Origin of the sequence: Methylocystis sp. H62 (assembly GCF_015709515.1) — a bacterium.
In the GTDB taxonomy this organism is placed as follows: domain Bacteria; phylum Pseudomonadota; class Alphaproteobacteria; order Rhizobiales; family Beijerinckiaceae; genus Methylocystis.
Genome location: NZ_JADNQZ010000057.1, coordinates 1 through 23,800 on the forward strand (window position 1 = coordinate 1; position 23,800 = coordinate 23,800).

General features: G+C 60.5%; 18 protein-coding genes, 1 tRNA gene and 1 pseudogene. 8 read left to right on the forward strand and 12 right to left on the reverse strand.

All coding sequences use genetic code 11. The features are described from left to right. Positions 1–438: pseudogene (locus IYY11_RS15335) on the reverse strand (IS21 family transposase); the annotation flags it as partial. Positions 439–629: 191 nt separating this feature from the next. On the opposite strand from IYY11_RS15335, the gene IYY11_RS15340 reads away from it, so the two are divergent. From IYY11_RS15340 to IYY11_RS15365, 6 genes are all read left to right on the forward strand, one after another. Continuing rightward, positions 630–1,724, forward strand: coding sequence for a site-specific integrase (locus IYY11_RS15340; protein ID WP_196404651.1), 1,095 nt, complete (start codon positions 630–632; stop codon positions 1,722–1,724). Between the two features lie 62 nt (positions 1,725–1,786). Next, positions 1,787–2,479, forward strand: a complete 693-nt coding sequence (locus IYY11_RS15345) for a recombinase family protein (RefSeq protein ID WP_196404652.1) — start codon at positions 1,787–1,789, stop codon at positions 2,477–2,479. A 242-nt stretch (positions 2,480–2,721) separates the two neighbouring features. Then, the gene (locus IYY11_RS15350) at positions 2,722–5,775 is read left to right on the forward strand and encodes an ATP-binding protein (RefSeq protein ID WP_196404653.1); all 3,054 of its coding nucleotides are present in this window, start codon (positions 2,722–2,724) and stop codon (positions 5,773–5,775) included. Between the two features lie 29 nt (positions 5,776–5,804). Next, entirely contained in the window at positions 5,805–6,257 is a 453-nt protein-coding gene (locus IYY11_RS15355; RefSeq protein ID WP_246720017.1) for a hypothetical protein, read from the forward strand. Beyond that, on the forward strand, positions 6,254–9,181 hold the full coding sequence (locus IYY11_RS15360) for a DUF1156 domain-containing protein (protein WP_196404655.1): 2,928 nt from the start codon (positions 6,254–6,256) through the stop codon (positions 9,179–9,181). Before IYY11_RS15355 ends, IYY11_RS15360 begins: the two co-directional genes overlap by 4 nt. Further along, positions 9,178–12,315, forward strand: a complete 3,138-nt coding sequence (locus tag IYY11_RS15365; RefSeq protein ID WP_196404656.1) for a helicase-related protein — start codon at positions 9,178–9,180, stop codon at positions 12,313–12,315. The genes IYY11_RS15360 and IYY11_RS15365 overlap by 4 nt, the downstream gene beginning before the upstream one ends. Positions 12,316–12,428: 113 nt before the next feature. Here the strand turns inward: IYY11_RS15365 and IYY11_RS15370 are convergent, their stop codons facing one another. Both IYY11_RS15370 and IYY11_RS15375 read right to left on the reverse strand, forming a co-directional pair. Next, the gene (locus IYY11_RS15370; RefSeq protein ID WP_196404657.1) at positions 12,429–13,619 is read right to left on the reverse strand and encodes a tyrosine-type recombinase/integrase; all 1,191 of its coding nucleotides are present in this window, start codon (positions 13,617–13,619) and stop codon (positions 12,429–12,431) included. A 164-nt stretch (positions 13,620–13,783) separates the two neighbouring features. Further along, a tRNA-Leu gene (locus IYY11_RS15375) sits at positions 13,784–13,868 on the reverse strand. Between the two features lie 184 nt (positions 13,869–14,052). On the opposite strand from IYY11_RS15375, the gene IYY11_RS15380 reads away from it, so the two are divergent. Then, positions 14,053–15,084 carry a complex I NDUFA9 subunit family protein gene (locus IYY11_RS15380; protein ID WP_196404658.1) on the forward strand — a complete coding sequence of 344 codons (1,032 nt, stop codon included), beginning with the start codon at positions 14,053–14,055 and terminating at the stop codon, positions 15,082–15,084. 16 nt (positions 15,085–15,100) lie between these two features. On the opposite strand, the gene IYY11_RS15385 is transcribed toward IYY11_RS15380, so the two are convergent. The 5 genes from IYY11_RS15385 to IYY11_RS15405 form a co-directional block, all read right to left on the reverse strand. Continuing rightward, positions 15,101–15,805: a sulfate transporter family protein gene (locus IYY11_RS15385; RefSeq protein WP_196404659.1), complete on the reverse strand. Its 705-nt coding sequence runs from the start codon at positions 15,803–15,805 to the stop codon at positions 15,101–15,103. Positions 15,806–15,931: 126 nt separating this feature from the next. Next, positions 15,932–16,519, reverse strand: coding sequence for an SRPBCC family protein (locus IYY11_RS15390; protein ID WP_196404660.1), 588 nt, complete (start codon positions 16,517–16,519; stop codon positions 15,932–15,934). Positions 16,520–16,574: 55 nt separating this feature from the next. After that, positions 16,575–17,264, reverse strand: coding sequence for a 4'-phosphopantetheinyl transferase superfamily protein (locus IYY11_RS23485; RefSeq protein ID WP_196404661.1), 690 nt, complete (start codon positions 17,262–17,264; stop codon positions 16,575–16,577). 38 nt (positions 17,265–17,302) lie between these two features. Next, positions 17,303–18,352 carry an NAD(P)/FAD-dependent oxidoreductase gene (locus IYY11_RS15400; protein ID WP_196404662.1) on the reverse strand — a complete coding sequence of 350 codons (1,050 nt, stop codon included), beginning with the start codon at positions 18,350–18,352 and terminating at the stop codon, positions 17,303–17,305. A gap of 189 nt (positions 18,353–18,541) precedes the next feature. Continuing rightward, on the reverse strand, positions 18,542–18,931 hold the full coding sequence (locus IYY11_RS15405; protein ID WP_210330768.1) for a 2Fe-2S iron-sulfur cluster-binding protein: 390 nt from the start codon (positions 18,929–18,931) through the stop codon (positions 18,542–18,544). Between the two features lie 238 nt (positions 18,932–19,169). On the opposite strand from IYY11_RS15405, the gene IYY11_RS15410 reads away from it, so the two are divergent. Next, positions 19,170–19,976 (forward strand): methyltransferase domain-containing protein, encoded by an 807-nt coding sequence (locus IYY11_RS15410; protein WP_196404663.1) that lies wholly within the window; start codon positions 19,170–19,172, stop codon positions 19,974–19,976. Positions 19,977–19,999: 23 nt separating this feature from the next. On the opposite strand, the gene IYY11_RS15415 is transcribed toward IYY11_RS15410, so the two are convergent. The 4 genes from IYY11_RS15415 to IYY11_RS15430 form a co-directional block, all read right to left on the reverse strand. After that, a complete protein-coding gene (locus tag IYY11_RS15415; RefSeq protein WP_196404664.1) occupies positions 20,000–20,596 on the reverse strand; it encodes an ABC-type transport auxiliary lipoprotein family protein in 597 nt (198 codons plus the stop codon). Positions 20,597–20,692: 96 nt separating this feature from the next. Then, positions 20,693–21,595: an MlaD family protein gene (locus IYY11_RS15420; protein WP_196404665.1), complete on the reverse strand. Its 903-nt coding sequence runs from the start codon at positions 21,593–21,595 to the stop codon at positions 20,693–20,695. After that, a complete protein-coding gene (locus IYY11_RS15425; RefSeq protein ID WP_196404666.1) occupies positions 21,595–22,425 on the reverse strand; it encodes an ABC transporter ATP-binding protein in 831 nt (276 codons plus the stop codon). Before IYY11_RS15425 ends, IYY11_RS15420 begins: the two co-directional genes overlap by 1 nt. An 8-nt stretch (positions 22,426–22,433) precedes the next feature. After that, positions 22,434–23,582, reverse strand: a complete 1,149-nt coding sequence (locus IYY11_RS15430) for an ABC transporter permease (RefSeq protein ID WP_246720019.1) — start codon at positions 23,580–23,582, stop codon at positions 22,434–22,436. Between the last annotated feature and the right edge of the window lie 218 nt (positions 23,583–23,800).

Sequence of the window (23,800 nt, forward strand, 5' to 3'; positions counted from 1 at the left end):
CACGCCATTCATCAGAACGATTTCGTGGCTCCAATCGAACTGGTAAGCCTCGCCCGGCGCAAAGCTCAGCGGCACAAAGGCGCTCGTCGTCTCGCTGGCATGGTCTCGCGCCCAATTCCGCGCATAACGCCGCACCGCGTCATACCCGCCGTCATAGCCAAGCGCCCGCAACTCTTCGAACACACGGATCAACGTCAGCCGCTCGCGCGCCGGCTTTGTTGCATTCTCCGCGAGCACTCGGTCGATCTCCGCCTTCCAGGCGCCGAGCTTGGGACGCGGCTGAATCTCCCGCTCGTAGGAAAACGACGTCTCGCCTGATCGCAGAACCTTGCGAACCGTATTGCGCGATATCTTCAGATCACGGGCAATCTCCTTGATCGACTTGCCCTTCTGGAAATGCTCCCGCCGAATCCGGCCAATCGTCTCCACAACAAGCATCCCCCACCGCCCGCTCGATGCCAAAGCGGGCAGACCTGCAAACAGTTCAGATGGGGGTCAATTTTGGACGCCGATCCCCCGGCTTAGGGGGTCAAAATTGCACGCCTAAACACATCCGAACGCCAAGAGCGTCTAAGCGATAGTGGCTCTCTGCCCTCAAATGTTGATTTCAAACCGCACGAGAAAACGCAATGAAGCGCCATCACGAGAACGAGCGAATGAAGCGCAACTATCTCGCCTTCTTGAAGGACGCGAAAGGGCGCGACGAGGCGTCGATCGACGCGGTTGCGCAGTCGCTCGACGAGTTTGACGCATACAGTAGGTACCGCGATTTCCGCCGGTTCCACATTGAGCAAGCACGCGGATACAAGGCTCGCCTTCTGGACGCAAAGAACGAACGCACCGGAAGGCCACTGGCTGCAGCGACTATCAAGAGCCGCCTTTCACATCTCAAGGCCTTCTTCGAATGGCTCGCTCAAGAACCTGGATATAGGCGCTCTGTGAAGGCAGCCGACGCTGCATATTTCAATCCTGCTGAAAAGCTGGCGCGCGTCGCATCCGCTCGCAGGTTTAAACCGTTCCCCACCCTAGCGCAGGTCGAAATGGTCCTGCGTTCATTGCCGGCGGTCACCGAGATCGAAATGCGCGACAGGGCATTGATCGCTTTCACTATCCTGACTGGTGCCCGGGACGGGGCGATCGTGACGCTCCGCTTAAAGCATGTCGATGTTTCGGCCGCGCTCGTCCATCAGGACGGCCGAGACGTGGACACGAAACTTTCCAAGTCATTCACAAGCTGGTTTTTCCCGCTCGACGAATTCATCGAAGGCATTGTCGTCGAATGGATTGCCTTCCTTCGGAAACGGGGGTTCGGACCGTCGGACCCGATCTTTCCCAAGACGCGCGTTATCGCTGATCCGGAAAGCGGATTTCGAGTCGCGGGCCTCGACCGAGCGCCTTGGGCGAATGCCGGGCCGATGCGCGCGATTTTCAAGCGATCCTTCGAGGCCGTTAGTCTTCCGTACTTCCACCCGCACCTCTTTCGGAAAACGATCATGCAGGTTGCCTATGACCGCAAACTCGACCTGGAGGCATTGAAGGCCTGGTCACAGAATCTCGGACACGAAGACATCGTAACCACAGTTTCAAGCTACGGGACGATTTCCCCGGAGCGGCAACGCGAATTGGTCCGCAACCGTTTGTCCGCTGCCGAGATCGGGGGCGACCTCAAGCGTCTTCTGCAATTGGCGTTGGCAAAGGTCGATGGACCGCCGCAATCCGCATAGTAGCAGCTTGTATAAATTCTAAATGCTCGTATAATTCTTATACGATCATTTGGAACGCTCCTATGAAATCGCTCGTGGCGTATATCCGGGTCAGCACGAACCAGCAGGGTCGGTCAGGGCTGGGCATTGAGGCACAACGGGACGCGCTCCTACGTTTCGCAGCTTCTGAACGGTTCGAAATCGTGTCCGAGTTCGTCGAAGTCGAGACCGGCAAGGGGGCAGATGCGCTCGACCGGCGCCCCGAACTTGCCGCCGCGCTCGCGAAGGCACGTACTCTGCGGTGCTCTGTGGTGGTCGCCAAACTCGACAGATTGTCGCGCGACGTGCACTTCATCTCCGGCCTAATGACGCATCGGATACCGTTCGTCGTCGCGGAATTGGGACCTGATGTCGACTCGTTCGTCCTGCATCTTTATGCCGCGTTGGCGGAGAAAGAGCGCGCCCTGATCTCGTCCCGCACCAAGGCGGCCCTGGCCGCCGCAAAGTCACGTGGCACCAAACTCGGTAATCCGGAACTTGCGACCGCCCGTCGGGCCGCTGTTGCTTCAATCAAGGCGGACGCAGATCGCGCCGCCGCCAACGTGCTCCCGATTGTCGAGGAAATTCGCAGCTCCGGAGCGACCACGCTTCGTCAGATCGCGGACGCGATGAACGCACGCGGAATTCCGACCTCGCGCGGCGGAAAGTGGCACCCCATGACAGTTCGCAACGCATTGAACCGCGATGTTGCTTCGTCTCAGATTGGCCTACCATGACCTTGCGACACTGACCTGGACGAATCGTGTTTTCAGAACTGAGCTTAACCGGAGCACAAAATGGCCAATGGCGACGGGCCAGGCGAATCATACAAACACGATCGTAAGGCCGAACATCTGGCTCCAACGTCGCCAGGCGCGCAACGCGATCTGAAGACGAAGCGCACTGGCAGCGAAGCGAACAAATGATTCTGCCGCTGCCACCAAGGCGAGTTTTCAAAAAGACATCAAGGGATTAACCGATGAGTATTCCGACCATTTTTGATACCTGCCGCCCTCGTCAGGACGTCCTGGACGGCACGATTTCAGACAGCGACTTTGCAGCGAACCTTTCGCGCGTCCTGCGCGGCGACGCCACGGACGACTACAAGAAGCCGTCACAGTTCTTCGCCAACACCTATCCCACCGAGGGCCTCAAGGAACTCCTGAAGAACGTCTGCAAACGTCTGTCCGGCAGTGGACAAGCGATTTCCGCGGTCTTCCGACTCGACACGTCCTTCGGCGGCGGCAAAACGCACGGCTTAATCGCGCTCGTGCACGCAGCCCGTGGCATGGTCGACGTCGCAAACGTAGCGGAATTCGTCGACCCTGTTCTCATTCCGAAAGGTCACGTTCGGATCGCCGCCTTTGACGGTGAAAACGCTGACGCTGCAAACGGCCGTCCGATGGGCGACGGAATCCGCGCCTTCACCCCCTGGGGCGAAATCGCCTACCAGCTCGCGGGCAAGGCCGGCTACGAGATCGTTCGGCGCTCGGACGAAGAAAAAATTGCGCCTGGCACCGATACGATTCGCGAGTTGTTCGGCTCCGACCCCATCCTGATCGTGTTGGACGAGCTCGGCGAATACCTTCGCAAGGTCCAGCACATGGGCGGCCGTGACCAACTCACGGCCTTCATGAAGGCCCTGCTCACGGCGATCGAGTCCACGCCCAATGCCGCGGTCGTCTACACGCTTGCCGTCCGCCAGGACGGCAAAGGCATCGACGCCTTTGGCGAAGAAAACGAATTCATCTCAATTGCTATGCTTGAGCTTGAGAGCGTTTCGGGCCGCAAAGCGACCCATCTCAACCCGACAAAGGACGATGAGACCGCCAAGGTCATCAGGCGTCGCATCTTCGCGCACATCGACGATGCAGCGGCTGCGGTCGCTATCGAAGCCTACCGTTTGCTATGGGCCGACAATAAGAATGCCCTATCCGAGGCTGCACGCCGCACAAGCCTCGTCGAAGAATTCCGCGATACCTATCCGTTTCATCCCGACGTTCTCGAGACGCTGACGAGCAAGACCGCGACGCTCGGCAATTTCCAGCGCGTTCGCGGCATGTTGCGGATTCTCGCCAAGACCGTCCGTCACGTTTGGGCCAAGCCCCCAAAGGATGCCACAGCCATCCATCTCCACCACATCGACCCAGGTCAGGAAGACATACGGTCCGAATTCACCACTCGCCTTCAGCAATCGAACTACATTTCGGCGATCAAGGGCGATATCGCCACAATCGAGACCAAGCCCGCGCTCGCCCAGGAAATCGATGACAAGCATTACCGCGGCCTGCTGCCATACGCGACCTACGTCGCTCGGACGGCCTTTGTGCACACATTCGCATTCAATAACGATCTCAAGGGAATCGCGCCAGACCACCTTCGCGTCTCGATCCTGAGCCCGGCGGCCGACCTCAGCTTCATCGACGACGCGCGCCAGCGCTTCCGGCAAGATTCGGCCTATCTCGACGACCGGCCGAATGCGCCACTGCGCTTCAACGCCGAAGCCAACCTCACGCAGGTCATTTCGCGTGAGGAAAAGAACGTCGATCCGGAAACATCCAGGATCGAGCTGCGCGACCGCATCAAGCAGATATTCGGCGGATCAATTTTCGATTTCGTACCGTTCGCTTCCGGCCCCTACGACGTTCCAGACGACATCGGCGACGGCAAGCCGCGCCTAGTGCTGCTTTCGCACGACGCGATCGACGTCGGTCCGGACATTAAGGGGGTGCCTGACCTTGTTTCCAAGATTTACGAGCGCAAAGGCTCCGACGGCCAAGGCATTCGCTCGCTTCGCAACAACCTGGTTTTCGTACTCGCGGACGAACATCAGGTACCGAACATGAAGGCGAAAACGACTCGCCGCCTGGCCCTCCGCGAGCTCAAACGCCCCGAGCGGCTTGCTGAACTAGCCGCTCACCAGCAGGAAGCAGTGCGTGTCGAGGAAGGACGAGCAGAATCTGCCGTCGCCATCGCAATCCAGCATTGCTACCGACACGTCCTTTATCCATCCAAAATCGGCCTTGGCGACGGCTCGGTCCAGCTCGGGCATGCGGTCATCGACCTGCAAAACGCGTCCGAAAAGCCTGGCGCAGGCCAACTACAGATCTTCCGCCAGCTACAGGAGCAGGGAAAGCTGCGCGACGCGTCCGACAATCCGGAATCGCCATCCTACATCCGCGATCGGACGCCCCTGAAGAAAGGCCAGATCAGTACGCGCGATCTGCGCGATGAATTCCGGAAGGATCCATCGCTCTCGATCCTGCTATCGGATGACGTCTTCCGAAAGCTCGTCCGAAAGGGCATCGAGGAGAACATTTACATCTATCAGCATGAAGGCTTGATCGCCGGTCAGGGCGATCCGATGCCGACCATCCAAATCGATGAACTCGGCAACCTGTTCACGATCGAATTCGCCAAGAACAAGGGGATCTGGCCGCGGCAGACAGCACAGCAGACAACATTGGGGTCTGCACCGTCGACAAGCACTTCTGGTGCAGCCGTGGCCAAGGGCTTTTCCGAAGGATCCGGCGCAATTCTGACTGGAGACGCCGGCGGGCCTTCAACTCCGACCGCTACGGCGGCCGCTGGATCGCGCGTCTTCTCGGCCGAGGGCATCCTCAAAGAAGCCTTGGCTCAAGTTTTCGGCAAGGCCAGGTCGGCCGCGGTCGACAAGATCGACCGTGTCTCGATCAAGCTCTTCGAATTCGGCGATGCATTCAAACTCGTACCCGTCGTCGCCGGCGTCCAAGGCGCCAAGCGCAGCATCCAGATGGAAGGCGGCTACCAGACCGCTGAAGGCAGCACGATGGAGTTCAACTTCACCGGCTCGCCGAACGATGCGTCCGTCATGAAGAGCTACCTGGAACCGCAGTTCCGGGCGGCTGCCGAGACCGACCTGAAGACCCTCCTCGTCTTCGACTTCGAGCCTGCACTTCTGATGACCGCTGATGCGCCTGAAAAATTCATCGAAAAGCTCACGCGCTTTGCAAGCGCGGCGGCTCATGTCGAGGCGATCGCGGAGGTCAAGTAATGCGTGTTCTGCGTTTACAAGAGGATTTCATGGCAACGCCAAGAACCCTGCCCAAATATGAGCTTCGCGCGCGGCGCCATGGCCCCGGCGACACCGAACTCGAAATCTGGCAAATGCCGTCGGCATCGACGCCCCAGATTTCGACGCCTCACCGCGTCGCCGGCCTACGCGGCCGGAATCTCGAGCTCGTCGAGAATCGCGTCCTCAAGCGCCTGAAGGCCGCCGGCATTCGGATCGACATACTGCCGATCGAAGGCATGGGCTCGTCGATTCCAGAGGAATCAGCCCTGCCCCTCGCGCTCCTGTTCCGCACTCTCGCGCCCATGCGCAGCCGTGACGCCATGCGGCTCGTGTCCGAAGGCATTGACGAGATGAGCCGCGAAGAAGCCGCGTACTGGCTCGGCATGGCCGTCCATCGGCGTAATCCGCGTCGCGTGCTCACCGCGCTTCGCGTCCTCTTGACGGATCCGAAACGCAAATGACCCAGGCATCAGATATATCCGACGTGCGCTTGATTGAGCGATGGATGCCAATCGCTGCGCTAGGCGAAGAAAGCTTGCGTGAGAGGCGGTCTCTGTCTGCCCTTCCGGCGGTTTACTACTTGCACACCTGGTGGGCTCGTCGCCCACTCGTCGCGTCGCGCGCAGCGATTCTCGCATCTCTGTTACCCACTAACGCAAACCGATCGTCTTTTATGCATTGTTTAGGTATCCACGGTGACCCCATCGCCACTAAACGAGCAATTGACCGGGCGAAGCGGACTGGCGAGAATTTGGGCTCCAATCCATATGGTTACGATCGAGCGTTCAAGTATCAACCGACGGCCAAAGATCTAGCGTGGCTAAAACAATCCGCTCTTGGTTCCGTACTGCTGGACCCAACAGCTGGGGGCGGCAGCATTCCGTTCGAGGGGGTCCGACTCGGCCTGAATGTTTTCGCAAATGACCTCAATCCAGTTGCTGCGTTGATCGAAAAAGCGACTGTCGAATACCCATTTTTGTTCGGTTTGGAGGTGTTGTCAGAATTTGACTCTTTATCGAAGCGCTTTCTTGAAATTGCAAATAAGCGCTTTGAGCATGTGTATCCGGCGGAAAAGCCGGACACGCAAGTGCTGGGGTATATTTGGAGCCGCACTGTCAAGTGCCCATACTGCGATGGCGTCGTCCCGCTTGCCCAAGCGTGGAAGCTCGCTGCCGATGGCACCGGGCTTCAAATATCCCCGATATGTGGAACAGGACCTGGAGATTCTAAACGGAATTGCGAGTTTACGGTCGTCTCATCGGTCGCTGAGCAATCCCCCGCTACGATTGCCGACGGCGATGGCTTGTGCCCATTTCCAGACTGCAATCGTCCGATCGGCGGTGATCACATCAAGAAAGAGGCGCAATCGGGCCGTATGGGCGACAAGCTTGTGGCCATCGCATATCGATTTCGTACCCGCTCCAAAGGCAAGAATGGAAGACCTAAGTGGGAGCGGGGGTATCGCGCCGCATCTGCAGTCGATGACAATCAGGCACACGTTCGAAATGTGCTTTCCGAACTTGCAGACGAGTGGACAGCTCTCGACATCATTCCCAACGAAGAAATTGGGGTTCCGTCAAATTACGATCGCGGCCATCGTCTCTATGGGATGAAGGCGTGGCGGGATCTGTTCTCTCCTCGTCAGCTTCTTTGTCACGGATTAGGCGTTCAAATTTTTCGCGAGCTTCTTGGCGAGTATCAAGGCGGCTCAACCACGGATGTAGTGAGGGCGGCCTTCGTCTATCTGGCCATGAGCCTCGATAAACTTACCGTATATAACGCGAGATCTTCGTTTTGGGATGCAACGACCGGCAGAATTCGGCAGGTCTTTTCAAATCACAATTATTCTATGACATGGACGTATGCAGAATTCGCTGGGGCGCGTACAGGCGCGGGGTTCGAGTGGGTGCTCGGCCAAACGCAGAGCGCCTTAAAAGAATTAATCTCCATCACCCAACATGATCCGGCTTCGTCTGATCTGTTCGCTTCACTCAAAACTCCGCCGGTCAAAACGGCATTAACGCTCAGCTGCGAGTCGGGTGAATCATTGGGACATATTCCTGACGGATCTATCGATATCGTGGTGATGGATCCACCCTATTATGACAATGTAATGTATGCTGAACTTTCTGATTTTTTCTATGTCTGGCTCAAGAGAACAGCCGCGCTCGTCGTCCCCGAACTTTTCACAAGAAGCCTCACCGACAAGGAGAGGGAGGCAGTTGCGAACCCCGCGAAATTTAATGATGGCAGCGGAGCCCGTTCGAAAGCCGGACGCGACTATCAAGATCGCATGCAACGCATTTTTGAGGAATGTCGTCGCGTCCTAAGTGAAGGCGGAATTATGACCCTTATGTTTACTCATAAGGCAACGGGCGCTTGGGACGCTCTTACGAAAGGGCTGATGGAAGCAGGTTTCACGATCACTGCGTCTTGGCCAATAAGCACCGAGGCGGAGTCTTCGCTCCACATCAGGAACAAAGCTGCTGCAAACTCGACAATTTTCCTGACCTGCAGGCCTCGTTTGAAGCAATCCTCCGACTTCGCGTATTGGGAAGATGTCGAACCGCTGCTGTCAAAAGCAGTTCGAACCAGAATTTCGGAATTTCAAGAAGCTGGAGTCGCCGGCGTCGATCTCTACCTGGCAAGCTTTGGCCCTGCCCTTGAAGAATTTTCTAAGCATTGGCCTCTCAAGCGAGGTACACCGCGGCCTGAACCGCTTGCGAAGCGTCGTCGTAAACAAGCTGAAATGTTCGAAGAACCATTCGACCCTTACGCCGTGACTCCAGAAGACGCGCTTGAAGCGGCGCGCCGCGAAGTCAAGACCTGGCGACTCAATCAATTGACGCACCTGCGAGGAAAAGAGGATCTCGACTCGGCCACGTCGTTTTACGTCTTGGCATGGGACGCGTTTAAAGCCCCAGTTTTTGCCTACGATGAAGGCCTTCGTTTGGCACGCGCGGTTGGCGCAGACTTGGATCAGTTGATCGGACGCATTTGTGAAAAGAAGGGCTCAGACATCAAACTTTGGGACAGCAAGACCCGTTCAGAAAAAGGGTCGCTTGGCGCAGGCGACGGGACTCGCGGCATGATCGATGCGCTTCAATACGCAGCGCATCGCGGCCGGACTCGCTCAATCGAAGCTGCGCGCGAGTTCATCAAAGACGCCGGAATGACTGATGATCCGGCATTTATGAACGCGCTCGAAGCAATCCTCGAAGTCTTGCCGCCGTCGAGCACGTTCACGCAAATTGAGCTCTCGGGCGACCTCAAGAATGCCAGCGATGACTTCGACGCGCTCGAAAAGCTTCGGCGCCTCGCATTCGCCGATCGTGTCGACGAACCGCAACAGCTTAAGCTGTGGCAGGAAGAGCCCGTCGCGTGAGCCTGCTTCAGGATCATGTCTGGAAGCTGAAATACACGCTGGATGACGGCGACCTCATCCGGCTTTTCTATGTCCCTGCCCTGCGGTCCGCTCAACGCTACGACAGGATCACCGGCTATTTTTCGGCGACGGCCCTCGCCTTGGCGGCCCGTGGCGTCGAAGGCCTCGTCCTCAACGACGGCAGGATGCGCCTGCTCGTCGGCTGCACTCTCGGCGCCGAAGAAATCGAGGCAGTCGAAAAAGGCGAAGCAATTCGCGCCGTGATCGAGCGTCAGATTCTGGCAACGCCAGACTTCTTCGCCGATCCCAAGAGCATCGACGCACTTCAGCTGCTTGCCTGGATGATCGCTCGCGGCTACCTCGATCTGAAGGTCGCCATCCCCTGCGACCTCAATCGTCGGCCCGTCCGAAATGGCGCGATCTTTCACGAGAAGACCGGAATCATCGAGGACAAGACCGGGGACAGGATCGCCTTCACCGGCAGCATCAATGAAACTGCCGCCGGCTGGATGACGAACTGGGAAAGCTTCAACTGCTTCACGTCCTGGAATGACGGTCCCCGCGTCGAGCAAGAAGAAGGCAGCTTCGCCAAACTCTGGGCGGACAAAGCCACCCGCGCGATGGTGTTCGATGTCCCGACGGCCGTCCGCGAAAAGCTTCTCGGGTTCCTGCCTGATCCAGACAAGACGCCGCTTCTTCTGCAACAAGCGGAAGGCAATCATACTTTAACGCCGACAATCCTCCTGCCAAGCCTTGCCGATGAGGCGGAGGCTGGCAGAACGCCCATCGACGAGGAGCGGTCCGAACTCTGGCGTCGGATTGCAAACGCTGCGCAAAGCCCCAACGGCGGCGAACGTGTCGGCGAAGCCACGTCGGCAGTCGTGCCATGGGCTCATCAGGTCCGCGCCTTTCAACGCCTCTATCAAAACTGGCCCCCGAAGCTGCTGATCGCTGACGAAGTCGGCCTCGGCAAGACGATCCAGGCAGGCCTGCTCCTAAGGCAGGCTTGGCTCGCGGATCGTATAAAGCGCGCACTCGTCCTGGCGCCAAAATCCGTCTGCAAGCAGTGGCAGATCGAACTTCGCGAAAAATTCAATCTGAACTGGCCGATCTACGACGGCCACAAGCTGATCTGGTACCACTCGCCCGCGACCGATCACTGCACAATCAAGTTCGTTACTCGCGCCGATTGGCATCGCGAACCGTTCGTGATCATGTCGAGCCACCTGGCGCGGCGGCAGGACCGGCGCCCAGAGCTGTTGACCGACGCCGGGCCTTGGGGCCTCGTCGTGCTCGACGAAGCCCATCATGCCCGCCGGCGGGGCGCAGGCACGGCCCAAGAAAGCGGACCGAACGCGCTCCTGCGCCTGATGCGGGAACTTCGTCACCGCACCGAAGGGCTTGTCCTGCTAACTGCAACGCCCCTTCAGGTTCACCCGGTCGAACTCTGGGATCTGCTCGACTTGCTCGGTTTACCCGCCGAATGGACGCCCTCGGCCTTCGAGCGCTTCTTCGTCGAGGTCCGAAAAGAAACCATAACGAACGAGTCGCTGGACTGGCTTGCGGGCTTGTTCCGCGCGACCGAGCGTGTCTATGGGCAAATCTCGCGCGAAGAAGCCGAAAAACGCAGTAAGCTCAGCCGCTTCCAAGCTAAACGCGTGCTCGACGGCCTTCGCGAGGATTCTTCTATTCCGCGCCGCCAGTTCACGCCCGAGCAACGGCGGGGCGCGATCGCGCTGATCCGACGGACAACGCCAGTCAGGACGCTGATCTCGCGCCACACGCGCGAACTGCTGCGCAAAATGGTTCAAGCCGGCAAGATCGATGCGCGCATCGCGAACCGCCGGGTCGAAGACAAATTCATCCATCTGTCGCCCGAAGAAAGCGCCCTCTACACCAAGGTCGAGAATTATATCTCGCACGCCTATAACGCGGCTGCTCAGGAACAGCGAAACGCCGTGGGCTTCGTCATGACGATCTACAGACGTCGCCTCGCGTCCAGCTTCTTTGCGCTGCGTAACACCCTCGAAAAGCGCAAATCGGGCGTCACCTCCGGTTCGTCGCCTGAGGATGAATTGCGCCTTGAGGAAGACGCCGCCGATCTCGGCGAGGCCGGCGACGATATCGATACCGACGCGCTGTCCGAGGCGGAGCGCCAAGCGCTCAATGCCGAGGAAGTCGCGACCATCGACGATCTCGTCGCTGAAATCGGGACGCTGCCGACCGACACCAAGGCCATCCAGCTGGTCGGCGTCCTCGCCGAACTTCAGGCCGCTGGCTTCCCACAGGCTATGGTATTCACCCAGTTCACCGACACGATGGACTATCTGCGCGACCATCTCGCCAAAACAACGGGGCGCTCCATCATGTGCTTCTCGGGTCGTGGCGGCGAAGTCCGGGGCAATGACGGCGCTTGGAAAACCATCACGCGCGAAGACGTGAAGCGCCGGTTCCGGGAAGGAAAAGCCGACATTCTCGTCTGCACTGACGCCGCCGCGGAAGGATTGAATTTTCAGTTCTGCGGTGCCCTAGTAAATTACGACATGCCTTGGAATCCAATGCGCGTTGAACAACGCATCGGGCGAATAGATCGCCTTGGTCAGCGGTTTACGGATATTCGGATCGTCAACCTTCACTATGCCGACACCGTCGAAGCCGACGTCTACATGGCGGCACGCAACCGCATTAAGCTGTTCGAGAGCGTCGTCGGCGGCCTGCAACCAATTCTCGCCCGCCTGCCGACCCTCATTAAGGCCACCGTGCTGAGCGCAGGTACTGAGCCGGGCCGTACGGAAGGCGCCGTACGCGACATTAACGCTGCGATCGACGTCGGCCAGGCCGAAGGCATTAACCTCGACGACTTCGCCGACGCCGACCTTGAAATGCCTGTCCGCCCGGAGCCTGCAATCACGCTCGCGGACCTCCGCGCCATCCTTGACCGTCCGATCTTGTTGCCGAAGGGAACCGACGCTGCGCGCTTGGACGCGAAGGATTACCGGTACGAAAACGGCATTCTGCCAAAACCGATCCGCGTCACAGTCGACCGCGATTTCTACGAAATGCACTCAGAAAGTGTAGAGTTCTGGACGCCTGGAAGCCCCGCGTTTCCTGACCTTTCTGCCTTCCGCGAGTGACCGCTGCACCTTGATGTTTTGAGGCAGAAACGCGCCGACACCTTTGTTGGCTAACCGGCTCGCGGACGAAGAGTTAGTTCACACCCCCTCACCGGGTTATTGGTATCGGCGTCTTATTGGTTCCGAATTTCATCGAGCAAGTTCGCCCAATGGTCCATCAAACGGATGCGCTCGTCCCAAAATTCAGCGCGCGCGTAGGCGCGACGAATGGAATTCCTTTCGACGTGCGCCAACTGCGCTTCAATAGCGTCGGCGTTCCATTTTCCGCTTTCATTCAGGATCGAAGAAGCTGCGGCTCTGAAGCCGTGCGCGGTCATTTCATCCTTGGAATACCCCAAGCGACGCAAAGCGGCATTGAGAGTATTTTCCGACAATGGACGTTTGGGATCGCGAGCACCGGGAAACACGAGCGTCCGATTGCCGCTGATCTTACGAACCTCACTCAACAAATCGAGCGTCTGCCGCGACAGCGGCACACGGTGCGGTCGCCGCATCTTCATTCTCTTGCCCGGAATCGTCCAGACCGATGCGACGAGGTCGAATTCCGTCCATTCGGCCATCCGCAGTTCGCCGGGGCGCGTGAACGTGAGAGCCAGCAGCTGAAGCGCCATCCGGACCTCTGGGGCACCGGCATGGCCCTCTACGGCCCGCAGCAGCTCCCCTAACCCCTTCGGATCGATAATGGCAGCGCGGTGGGTGACTTGCGGCGTCGTCAGCGCTCCGCGCAATGCGCCCGTCGGATCGCCCTGCGCCCGACCAGTCGCGACTGCATAGCGAAACACTTCTCCGATGGTCGCCCGCATGCGGCGTGCGGTCTCCAGCCTCCCCCGGACCTCGACCTTGCGCAGAGTCGCTAGCACTTCCGGGGCGCAAATCTCTGCGATGGGACGGGGTCCAAGGTCCGGCAGCGCAAGGCCGATCAACCATTCGACCTTCGCCAGCGTGGCATCGGCCTTACCTTCGCGCCTTTTCTTATCCAGCAACTCTCGACTGATGGCCTCGAAGCTGTTGGCCTTCTGCGCTTCCGAGGCCAACTTTTCGGTCCGCTTGTTCTGGCTGGGATCGATCCCGTCGATCAAGAGTCGCTTGGCAGCGTCCCGCCGGTCTCGCGCGTCCTTCAAACCGATCGCAGCGTATGGGCCGATCGCGAGTTTTCGCTGCTTGCCCCCGAACCTGTAGGCGAGGTTCCAGAGCTTCGCCCCCGTCGGCTGCACCCAAAGCTGAAGACCGCCGCCATCAGATAGTTTGATCGTGCGACTCGGGTCCGGCTTCGCGCCCCGGATAGCGGTGTCAGACAGCGGCATTTGTTGGCCTCGATGTTCGAGTAGACACTCGAAGCCAACATCAAGGCCAACAGGCAGGCCGGATGTCAACGGAGCTAACCGGATGCCTTCGGATCAAAACGCGTCGTAAGCACCTGTAATTTTAGGCCTTATCGGACATTATCGGATGTGGATAAGTAAGGAAATGGTGCCCAGGAGAGGACTCGAACCTCCACGGCTTTCACCACTGGTACCTGAAACCAGCGCGTCTACCAATTCCGCCACCTGGGCATAGAGCGCGTCTCATAGGGGCAGCGGACGCCTCGTGTCAATGCGCGCTGTATGCAAAACCGCATGGCCGCCCAGGTCGCAGCGGCGCCCGCCTCGCGCATTTCCTTCGTCGTCAAATTTCGCTAGAGCCTTAGCGACCATTTTTCCGGCGGGAGCCGGCGCGGCGCAAGCGGAGCAAATCGCAATGATCGGCGACAATAACCAGACCATTGGCGAAGGACGGGTGGTGACGGTGTTCGGCGGCTCCGGCTTTGTCGGCCGCTACGTCGTCCGGGCGCTGGCGCGCGACGGCTGGCGCGTGCGCGTCGCCTGCCGGCGGCCCGACCTCGCCTTCTTTCTTCAGCCGCTCGGCCGCGTCGGCCAGGTGATGGCGGTACAGGCCAATGTGCGCAGTCCGGAGTCGATTGCGGCGGCGCTGCGCGGCGCCTCGGCGGTGGTTAATCTTGTCGGCATCCTTGCTGAAACCGGCGCGCAGAAATTTGCGACCGTGCAGGCGGGCGGGGCGCGCGTGATCGCCGAGGCGGCGAAAGCCGCCGGCATCGGCAATGTCGTGCATATTTCCGCCATCGGCGCCGATCCGCAGTCGCGTTCGGCCTATGGGCGAAGCAAGGCGGAAGGCGAAGCCGCGGTGCTTGCGGCGGTTCCTTCCGCGGTCATTCTGCGCCCCTCAGTGATTTTCGGGCCGGAAGATGATTTCTTCAACCGCTTCGCCACCATGGCGCGCTACTTTCCGTTCGTGCCGATCGTCGGCGCCGAGACGAAATTCCAACCCGTCTATGTCGGCGACGTCGCCGACGCGGTGGCGATCGCGCTCGCCGGTCATGCCAAACAGGGCGTCGCTTATGAACTCGGCGGTCCGGAGGTCAAAAGCTTCGCGGAGATCGTCGACTATGTTCTGAAGGTCACGCAGCGCCAGCGCCGAATCCTGAAACTCTCCTTCGGCGCCGGCAAGCTTATGGCCAGCGTGACGCAGTTGCTGACCAAACTTTCGCTCGGACTGTTTCCGACGCTTTTGCGCATGACGCGTGATCAGGTCGAACTGCTCAAGCACGACAATGTGGTCAGCGACGCGGCGAAGGCCGACGCGCGCACGCTTCAAGGTCTCGGAATCGCCGATCCGCAATCGATCGAGTCGATCGTGCCGACCTATCTCTATCGCTTCCGCAAGGTCGGGCAATATCAGACGCAGCGGCTGGGCGAATCCGCCTCGCGCTGACCGCGTCGCTTCCGCGCTAGCGCCGGCGGTCGGACGGCGCCGTTTCTCCACGCGGGCTTGGCGGCAGCATCCGATGGATGCGGGTCATGAAGGCGACGGCAAAGAGCGGCGTCAGCACGTTCAATCCCGGCGTCGCGACGAAGACGGCGATAAACAGTCCGGCGACGAAGAGCCATGGCGCATGGCGACGGCGCAACTCTTCCGACTCTTGCAGCGAGCGAAAGCGCGTCGCGGCGAAGAGAAAATACTCGCGCCCGAAAAGATAGGCGTTGGCGAGGAGGAAGGCTGCGGCGTTTATTCCCGGCACGAAGAGCAGCAGCAGCGCGAAAAAATTGACGATCGCCGAAATCCCAGCAAAGCGCAGGCCCATGAGAATCGCCTGGGTCGCCGGAATGGCGCGACCGTGTTGTCCCGGCGGATAGAGGTCCGCTTCGACGTGATCGGCGAGATCGTCGAGGAATAGTCCCGACACCAGCACGGAGACGGGGGCGATGAGAAACGCCATCAGGAAGAACAATCCGGCGCCCGTCGCATAGGTCAAAGCCGTCCGCAGCCAGGGATGCTCGACCATCACGAAGGACATGGCGAGCTTGTCGAGACCCACCCAGGCGAGCGCCAGCAACAGGAACGTCATGCCGAGACTCTTGAGCAGCACCGCGCGGAACGGCGGCGTCACGATCTGGCGCAGCGCCGCCAAGGCGGCCTCGAACATTTCGGTCATGCGAGTCAATCACCTGCATCAATCGTGGCGCGTCGCGCCGCCGAGCGGAGAGCGCGTTACGGCCGCCATCCAGATGGCGTTTCGCAGCGCGCGACGCAAGAGCCGGGCGCGGTCGGAGGCCTGTCGCTATGTGCTGAGATGCGCGCCGAGATTTTCGAGGCCTTTCTCGAACTGATCGCCGATCATCTTGTCGCGGCTGACGAAGATGTTCATAGCCCTGCTCGCGAGGCTGGCGTTGCCGGACATGCTCCAAACGACATGAGTCTTATGCGCCGCGGAATCGCCGCCCAAACCCAGAGCGCGCGCGAGCCATCGACCTTTCGTCAGTTCGCCGTCAGGTGCGAGAAAAAAGGTCACGTCATTGGCGGCCGCAAAGGGCTTGCGCATATCGAGTCTGAGGTCGACGCGCTCGGTCGGTCGACTGTCGACGATGGTCATGCGCCCTGCGCCGACACTCTTGTCGCCGGACCATTCGAAGGCGGCGCCGGGGCCCGCTGCGGGTCCCTCATATTGAATTTCAGCGTTTGGATCGAGTTTCGCCCAGGGTGACCAAGACTGCCAATTGCGCAGATTGTTGATCGCGGCAAAAACCTGTCGCGGCGGCGCATTGATGACCGCCTCGCGCCGCACCACGAAACTATTCGGCTGGAGGTAAACGGCCAGTGCGAGCAAACCGGCGCCGTAGAGCAAGACGATGAGCAACAAGCCAGTCATAAAACCCTCCAATGCATGCGCCCGGAGAACCCGCGAAACAACTAGCGCGCCGGGCTCAGGCTTCAAATGAATCGGCAGCCTGGATCAGCGCGGCCGCGTGCTTTTCCATGAGACGGAAATTGATCTCGCCGCGCGCCGCAGCAGCGATGAAGAAACCCGCGCGCCGCCACTGGGCGACGCCGTAGCTCTCGCTGGAATCGCTGCTAACGGCGAGCGGCGACAGCTTGACGACAAAGCTGTCGAGCCCGCCCGCCAGGCCGCGCCCGTCGGCCTTCAGGACGGCCTCCTTGAGGGTCCAGATCGCAAAGAAAACTTCGCTTTGCGACTGTGGATCGGATTGGGCGCGCACGATCGCCGCCTCTTCGGGCGCAAAGAAGCGCTCCGCCACCCTCAGGGCGTCCCGTGGCTTGAGAAACGATTCGACGTCGACGCCGATGTCGCGACCTGACGCGATCGCCACGGCGGCCATGCCCCGCGTATGCGACAGGCTGACGTCAACGCCGGCGTGCGGCGACAGCAGGAACGGCTTGCCGTGCGGCGTCACGCCGAATCGCCACGCGGCGGGCGCAATCCCTTTCGCGCGCTCGGAAAGGCTTGCGCGCAACAGCGCATGCGCGGCGACATAGGCGCGGCGATCGGAGTCGAAAGCGAAACGCGCCGCCCGTGCTGTTTCGGCTTCGTCGAGAAGCGCAGCGAGCTTCGGCCATTCGTCGTCGGCGATCTTCGCGACGTCGATGAAGAACACGTCGACGACGGCCGCGGACGTCTCAGCGTCAGCCGACGTCAGGAGACCCCGAGCTTCTTTTGGAGATTGGTCGAGGACGTCGTGTATTGGAACAGAAGCTTCTTGTCGGGATAGACGTAACGATGCGCCTTCTGCGCGGCGAGCGCGACCTCGTGGAAGCCCGAAAGGATGAGCTTCAACTTGCCGGGATAAGAGTTGATGTCGCCGACGGCGAAAATGCCGGGGTGACTCGTTTCGAATTTCTCGGTGTCGACGGGAATGAGGTTTTCATTGAGCTGAAGCCCCCAATCGGCGACGGGGCCAAGCTTCATGGTGAGGCCGAAGAACGGCATCAGGCGCTCGCAGGCGAGCTTCTCTACGACGCCGTCATTGCCCTTGAGGACCGCGCTCGCCAGTTCGCCATCTTCGCCTTCGACCGCAGTGATCTGGCCGAGCTTGAAGTCGATCTTGCCCGCGGCGACGAGCTCCTGCATCGCCGAGACGGAATGCGGCGCGGCGCGGAACTGATCGCGACGATGGACGAGCGTGATGCTTTTCGCCACCGGGTGCAGGTTGATCGTCCAGTCGAGCGCCGAGTCGCCGCCGCCGACGATAACGACGTTCTTGTCGCGGAAGTCCTCCATGCGGCGCACGGCGTAAAACACCGACTTCCCCTCATAGGATTCGATCTTCGGGATCGGCGGCTTCTTGGGCTGGAACGATCCCCCGCCGGCGGCGATGAAGACGACCTTGGCGTGGAAAATTTTCCCCGCGTCGGTGCTGAGGCGAAATTCCGGCTTTTCGGCCGTTCCCAGCGACACGAGCGTTTCGACCATTTCGTTGAAATGAAAGGTCGGGTGAAACGGCTCGATCTGCTTCAGGAGATTGTCCGTCAGCTCCTGGCCGGTGCAGACCGGCAGGCCGGGAATGTCATAGATCGGCTTTTCCGGATAGAGTTCCGAGCACTGGCCGCCGGCGCGCGGAAGAATGTCGATGACATGCGCCTTGATGTCCAACAGGCCGAGTTCGAACACCGAAAAAAGACCCGCTGGGCCGGCGCCAATAATGACCACATCGGTTTCGATCGCGGCTTCTTTAAGCTGGTTCATCGTCAATTCCCGACTCATTCCTCAAACGCGGAAGATCGAAGACGCCGTTCGCGTCGCGTGGGCGTCGCCGGCCGGCGCTGCGGGCGCGTCTTGCGCGGCGGCCGGCTTCAAATTTCGCCCTTACGGTTCGTCTATCGCATTTGTCGAGAGATTCAAACCCGCTGGGGCGCCGTCTGGAAAAATTGCGCGTCAGCCCTGCTGGGCGGGGGTCGTTAAGACCAGCCCGTCGAGTTCCGGCCTTACGGTGATCTGGCAGCACAGCCGCGAGTTCGGTTTCACGTCAAAGGCGAAGTCGAGCATATCCTCCTCCATCTGCGACGCCTTGCCGGTTTTTTCGGCCCATTTTTCATCGACATAGACGTGACAGGTGGCGCAAGCGCAGGCGCCGCCGCATTCCGCGGCGATCTCCGGAATGTCGTTGCGCCGGGCTGTCTCCATCACCGTCGAACCGACCTCGCCCTCGACGGATCGGGCTTGACCCTGGGAATCGACGAAGGTGATCTTGACCTTTGTCGGCGCGCCGCCCCCCGGTTCCGCGCCATAGCGGGTCGCCGCATCCTCAAAGCTCATCTTCGCCATGACGCCTGTCTCTTCCTCATGCATGCTCGACTTTCGCGGCGCTCCCGACTGTGCTTGAAGCAGGGAAAGCCACGGCCGCTATTTCTTCCGCGCGTCGCGCGGTTGCGCCGCCAGCGCTGCCCAAATTGTCGCCGTTCAGTTAGCACCCGTCCGTTTGCGGCGCTAGCCCCTCCCGACGCGCGCGACCCTAGGCCACATTCGATGCAATTCAGCGGCAAACGCCGAAAGAGACGCGCAGATGACGGACATCGCTTTAAGCTTCCGGAACGCCGATGGCGCGCTGCGGTCTGAGTTGACCGGCTGTCTCGATTTCATGAACGAAACGCCTTTTTTCAAGCGCTACAAGCAGGAGACTTGGGACGCGCTGCAAATATCGGGAAACAGTAAGATATTGGATGTGGCCTGCGGCGTCGGCTTCGACGTCATCGGACTTGCGCGGCGCTTCCCGCGCGCCGACGTCTTCGGGCTCGATTCGGCGCATGGCTTTCTCGGCCTGGCGCGAGAACGGGCGCGGGGGCTTCCCAACGCGCTTTTCGTCGGCGGCGACTCCCGCGGCCTCCCCTTCGGCGATCGCGTGTTCGATGGCGTTCGAATCGATCGCTCCTTGCAGCACATCAGCGCCCCCATCGAGGCGCTGCGCGAAATGGTCCGGGTGACGTGCAAGGGCGGCAGAATCGTCGTCGCCGAGCCCGATTGGGGAACATATTTCGTCTACAACGGGAAACTCGAAACCGGGGCGAAGATGGCGGGACTATGGGAGAAGTCTTTCGCCAATCCATACATCGGCCGAGAAATCGGCGTTCTGCTCCAAAAGTGCGGCGTCGCAAACATCGGCTGCAAGGCGCATGCGCTGGTCGTCAGAAGTCTCGACGCGGCGGAGATCATCTTCGACCTCACGCGCGTGACGGAGAATTGCGTGTCCGCGGGCGTCTTGACGCGAGACGAGGCGGAAGACTGGTCGAGCGCGTCTAAAGCGGCGTCCCAAAGCGGCGCGTTTCTCGCCTGCCTGAACATCATGCTGTGGGAAGGTTCGATCCCGGACTGAGCGGTTGCGCCCCGCCAGCGTTGCTATAACCGGGCGCGCGTCCATTGACCGATGCGCAGCGCGATACGCGCCGCGGCGTCGCTGAGCGCCCGCGCCGCTGGCGAGCCGGTATGTTCCGGCGCCGGCGCCTCTTCGACAAAGATCCGCGCCGCCTTCGCCCGGCCGCCGCCCGAGTCGACGAGCTGGACGGAAACTTCAATGACGGCGAGATTGCGGGCGAGGTCGATCTCGAATCGCCGCACGTCCGTCTGCAGTTTTGTTTGCGCGCCAAAATTGGAAGAGGCTGAAAGACCGCACTGCTGCAGCGCTTCAATCAAGCGGCGCTGAAAAAGACGCGGCATTGGATCCGACCACTGCACGCCGGGAAGAATCGCCACGCTGTCATCGCCGGCGCGAACCACGATGCGATCTGACGAGGTCGGCGCGAGGGCGGCTGGTTCAGGCACGAAGACCGCGGGGCCGCTGCGCAAAGCGACGCTTCGCAAAGCGCCCGTCTCGGTCGTCAGATCGAACGTCTCGCGCGTCGCCTGGGCGCAGGCCGACACGAGAAACGCGACCGACACGACCACCGCCGCCTGCGCGACCTTGCGTTGCGTCGAAGCGGACGCCTTCAGTTTCATGCCGACCCGTCGCCCCATTTCGCCCGCGCGCCCCGTCGAGCGCGTCGTTCTTCTAACCGATCCGCGCATTGGCTCAAAGCCACGCTTTGGATTGATTTAACGCCCTTGATACTCCGGCACGGACTGGGACGGTCCGAAGATGAATTGTGATGGGTTTTTCTCAACCGAACGCAGCGTGCGATCGAATGTGTCGACGGCCTTGCGCCCATCCACAGCGAGCTGTCCATATTCGCGCAGCCCCGTCGCGGCGAAACGATTGATGCGTTCCGAGGCCCCGGCGATATTGCCGGCGATCGCCTTGAGCTGCTTGGGGTCAATCGCCTTGATCGTCTTTTCGCCGGCCGCAAGCAGCTGATCGAGCCGCGCCGCCGCCGGTTTAAGCGATCGTGCGACGTCCGTCGCGTCGTGGATGAAAGTCGTGATCGAAGCGGAGTTGTCCGCGAAAGTCTTGCTGACCGTTGCAGCGTTGGTGAGCGTCGCGGTGATGGCCGGACCGTTGTCGTCGATGAGCTTGTCGAGTTTCGCGAGGACGTCGGCGGCCTTTTTCGACAGGCTCTGAACATTGACGAGCAAATTTTGAATTTCGGAGCGCTCGGCCTGAATTTGGGGATACTTCTGGCCGACTTGCGCCGTCAGAGGCGGCGCGCCGGGGGTGCCGCCGACCAGCAGGACGTCGGAAACGCCCGTAAAGCCCCGCGTCTCAAGACGCGCGCGGGTATCGGTCTTGACCGGCGTTCTGCTGTCGATCCTGACGAGCACGTCGACCTTGCTCGGATCCTGTTCGGAAATCCCAAGATGCGTGACCTCGCCGACCTTCACGCCGTTGAACAGCACCGAGGACCCGCGGCTCAGCCCTGAAACCTCGGTGAAGACAATCTGGAATGTATCCTGCCGGCCAAGCTGGCTCGGTCCGGAAAACCAGTAGACGAAAAGAAAGGCGGCGAAGGCGACCGCCAGCGTGAAGGCGCCGATCAGGGCGTAGTTGGCGCGGGTTTCCATTATTCGTCCTTCTGCTCAACGGGCGCCGCAGTCAGTCTGCCGCCACGCACGCCGTGGAAATAGGCCTTCAGCCACGGGTGGTCGGATGCGAGCAAGGTTTCCAGCGGCCCTGCGGCGATGACCCGACCTTCAGCGAGCGCCGCCACCCTGTCGCAAATCGAATACAGGCTGTCGAGATCGTGCGTCACCATAAACACGGTCAGCCCGAGGGTCTGCTGCAGCGTGCCGATCAGCGCGTCGAATTCGGCGGCGCTGATCGGATCGAGTCCCGATGTCGGTTCGTCCAGGAACACAAGCTCGGGATCAAGCGCCAAGGCGCGCGCCAGGGCCGCGCGCTTCACCATGCCGCCCGACAATTCTGACGGAAATTTGTCCGCGGCGTCGGGACTGAGGCCAACAAGCTCGAGCTTCAGCATGGCCAGCTCGTCCATCAGTCGCTGAGAGAGGTCGCGCATTTCGCGCATCGGCATCTGAATATTCTGCTTCACCGTGAGGCCCGAAAACAGCGCGCCGTTCTGAAACAGCACGCCCCAACGCTGTTCCAGCGCACGCCGCTCAAGCGGCGCGAGCGCGTCGCGATCTTGCCCAAAAACCCGAATGGAGCCGCCTCGCGTCGGCGTGAGTCCGAGAATCGCGCGGGTGAGCACCGATTTTCCCTGCCCAGATCCCCCGACGAAGCCGAGCACCTCGCCGCGGTAGACGTCAAGGCTGAGCCCTTTCATGATGGTTTTGTCGCCGAAGCCGACCACGAGATCGCGCACGCTGATGATGACGTCGCGATTCGGACGCGGTTGAGCGGCGTCGTTGGCGTGAGCCGAGGCGTTGGTCATCGCCGCGCTCAATAGTCGATCGCCGCAAAAAATACGGCGAACACCCCATCCATCACAATGACCATGAAGATTGATTTGACGACCGAGGACGTGACCTGCCGGCCGAGCGATTCGGCGGAGCCCTGCGTCGCGAGCCCGTCCATCGACGCGATGAGGCCGATCACCAGCGCCATGAAGGGCGCCTTGATGATGCCGACAAGAAACGTGTGCAGCGCGATCGCTTCTTTGAGCAATGATGCGAACGCCGCGGGGCTGATCCCCCCATACCACCAGGCCACGAGCATGCCGCCAAAGAGCGCCGCCATATCGGCGAGGAAGGTCAAAATCGGCAGGGAAATCACCAGACCGAGCACGCGCGGCGCGATCAGCACCTCGAAGGGCGAAAGTCCCATCACCAGCAGCGCGTCGACCTCCTCGCGCATTTTCATCGAGCCGAGTTCGGCGGTGATCGCCGAGCCTGAACGGCCGGCGATCATGATCGAGGTGAGCAGCACGCCGAGTTCGCGCAAGACAAGAATGCCGATCAGGCTGACCGTGTAGCTGGACGCGCCGAACTTGAGCAATTGAAAGATGCCCTGTTGGGCGACGATGCCGCCGACCAGAATGTTGATCAACACGATGATCGGGACGCTGCGAAAGCCGACCAGCTCGATTTGCGCGACGAGCGAAGTCAGCCTGAACCGCCGCGGATTGGCGGCCACATAGATCATCGAGGAGACGAATTCGCCGAGAAAGCCGACGCCGCGGTAAAATTCGCGAAGCGCGTCCACGATGGATTCGCCAAAATCCGCGAGCAGAACGAAGATGACATTGAACCGCGGCCGCGAGGGCGCAGCGAAGTCGCGGTAACGCGTTTCTTCGAGCAGGGTCGAATATTCAGGCCGCACGTCTTTGAGCGTGACAGCGACGTCGCGGCGCGCCAGATCATGCCGCGCGCGATTGATCAGCCAGGCGCCGGCGGTGTCGAGTTGCGAGACTTGCGAAAGATCGATCGAGACCATCCGGTCGAGGCGGGCCTCCTCGACAATTCGACGGCCCTCCTCCTCCAGGCGCTGAGAGGCGAAGAGCGTCCAGTCGCCCGAAAGCGCAAGGCGCACGCCCTCCGCCGCGGATTGGCGCGCGACTTTGGGCGGACGCTGCATCGCCGCGACGGTCATCGGGCTTCGCTCCGCGCTGGAGTCAGTGATCGGCTCATTGATGGCGTCATCCTATCCGACGATTGTGGCGCGCCGCTGACGCGGGCCGGCGCGCCACCGCTTGTAAAGCCGCCTCTTCCAAAGCAGCCTCTTGCAAAAACGTCATAACTTCGTGAATTGACGTCAGCAAGCGCGTCGGCGCACATCGCCGCGCCCACCACAGACGCGCGACGCGGGCG

Coding starts and splice junctions, on each gene's coding strand:
- IYY11_RS15340 (WP_196404651.1), top strand. CDS start 630: ATGAAGCGCCATCACGAGAACGAGCGAATGAAGCGCAACTATCTCGCC.
- IYY11_RS15345 (WP_196404652.1), top strand. CDS start 1,787: ATGAAATCGCTCGTGGCGTATATCCGGGTCAGCACGAACCAGCAGGGT.
- IYY11_RS15350 (WP_196404653.1), top strand. CDS start 2,722: ATGAGTATTCCGACCATTTTTGATACCTGCCGCCCTCGTCAGGACGTC.
- IYY11_RS15355 (WP_246720017.1), top strand. CDS start 5,805: ATGGCAACGCCAAGAACCCTGCCCAAATATGAGCTTCGCGCGCGGCGC.
- IYY11_RS15360 (WP_196404655.1), top strand. CDS start 6,254: ATGACCCAGGCATCAGATATATCCGACGTGCGCTTGATTGAGCGATGG.
- IYY11_RS15370 (WP_196404657.1), bottom strand. CDS start 13,619: ATGCCGCTGTCTGACACCGCTATCCGGGGCGCGAAGCCGGACCCGAGT.
- IYY11_RS15380 (WP_196404658.1), top strand. CDS start 14,053: ATGATCGGCGACAATAACCAGACCATTGGCGAAGGACGGGTGGTGACG.
- IYY11_RS15385 (WP_196404659.1), bottom strand. CDS start 15,805: ATGACCGAAATGTTCGAGGCCGCCTTGGCGGCGCTGCGCCAGATCGTG.
- IYY11_RS15390 (WP_196404660.1), bottom strand. CDS start 16,519: ATGACTGGCTTGTTGCTCATCGTCTTGCTCTACGGCGCCGGTTTGCTC.
- IYY11_RS15400 (WP_196404662.1), bottom strand. CDS start 18,352: ATGAACCAGCTTAAAGAAGCCGCGATCGAAACCGATGTGGTCATTATT.
- IYY11_RS15405 (WP_210330768.1), bottom strand. CDS start 18,931: ATGGCGAAGATGAGCTTTGAGGATGCGGCGACCCGCTATGGCGCGGAA.
- IYY11_RS15410 (WP_196404663.1), top strand. CDS start 19,170: ATGACGGACATCGCTTTAAGCTTCCGGAACGCCGATGGCGCGCTGCGG.
- IYY11_RS15415 (WP_196404664.1), bottom strand. CDS start 20,596: ATGAAACTGAAGGCGTCCGCTTCGACGCAACGCAAGGTCGCGCAGGCG.
- IYY11_RS15420 (WP_196404665.1), bottom strand. CDS start 21,595: ATGGAAACCCGCGCCAACTACGCCCTGATCGGCGCCTTCACGCTGGCG.
- IYY11_RS15425 (WP_196404666.1), bottom strand. CDS start 22,425: ATGACCAACGCCTCGGCTCACGCCAACGACGCCGCTCAACCGCGTCCG.
- IYY11_RS15430 (WP_246720019.1), bottom strand. CDS start 23,582: ATGACCGTCGCGGCGATGCAGCGTCCGCCCAAAGTCGCGCGCCAATCC.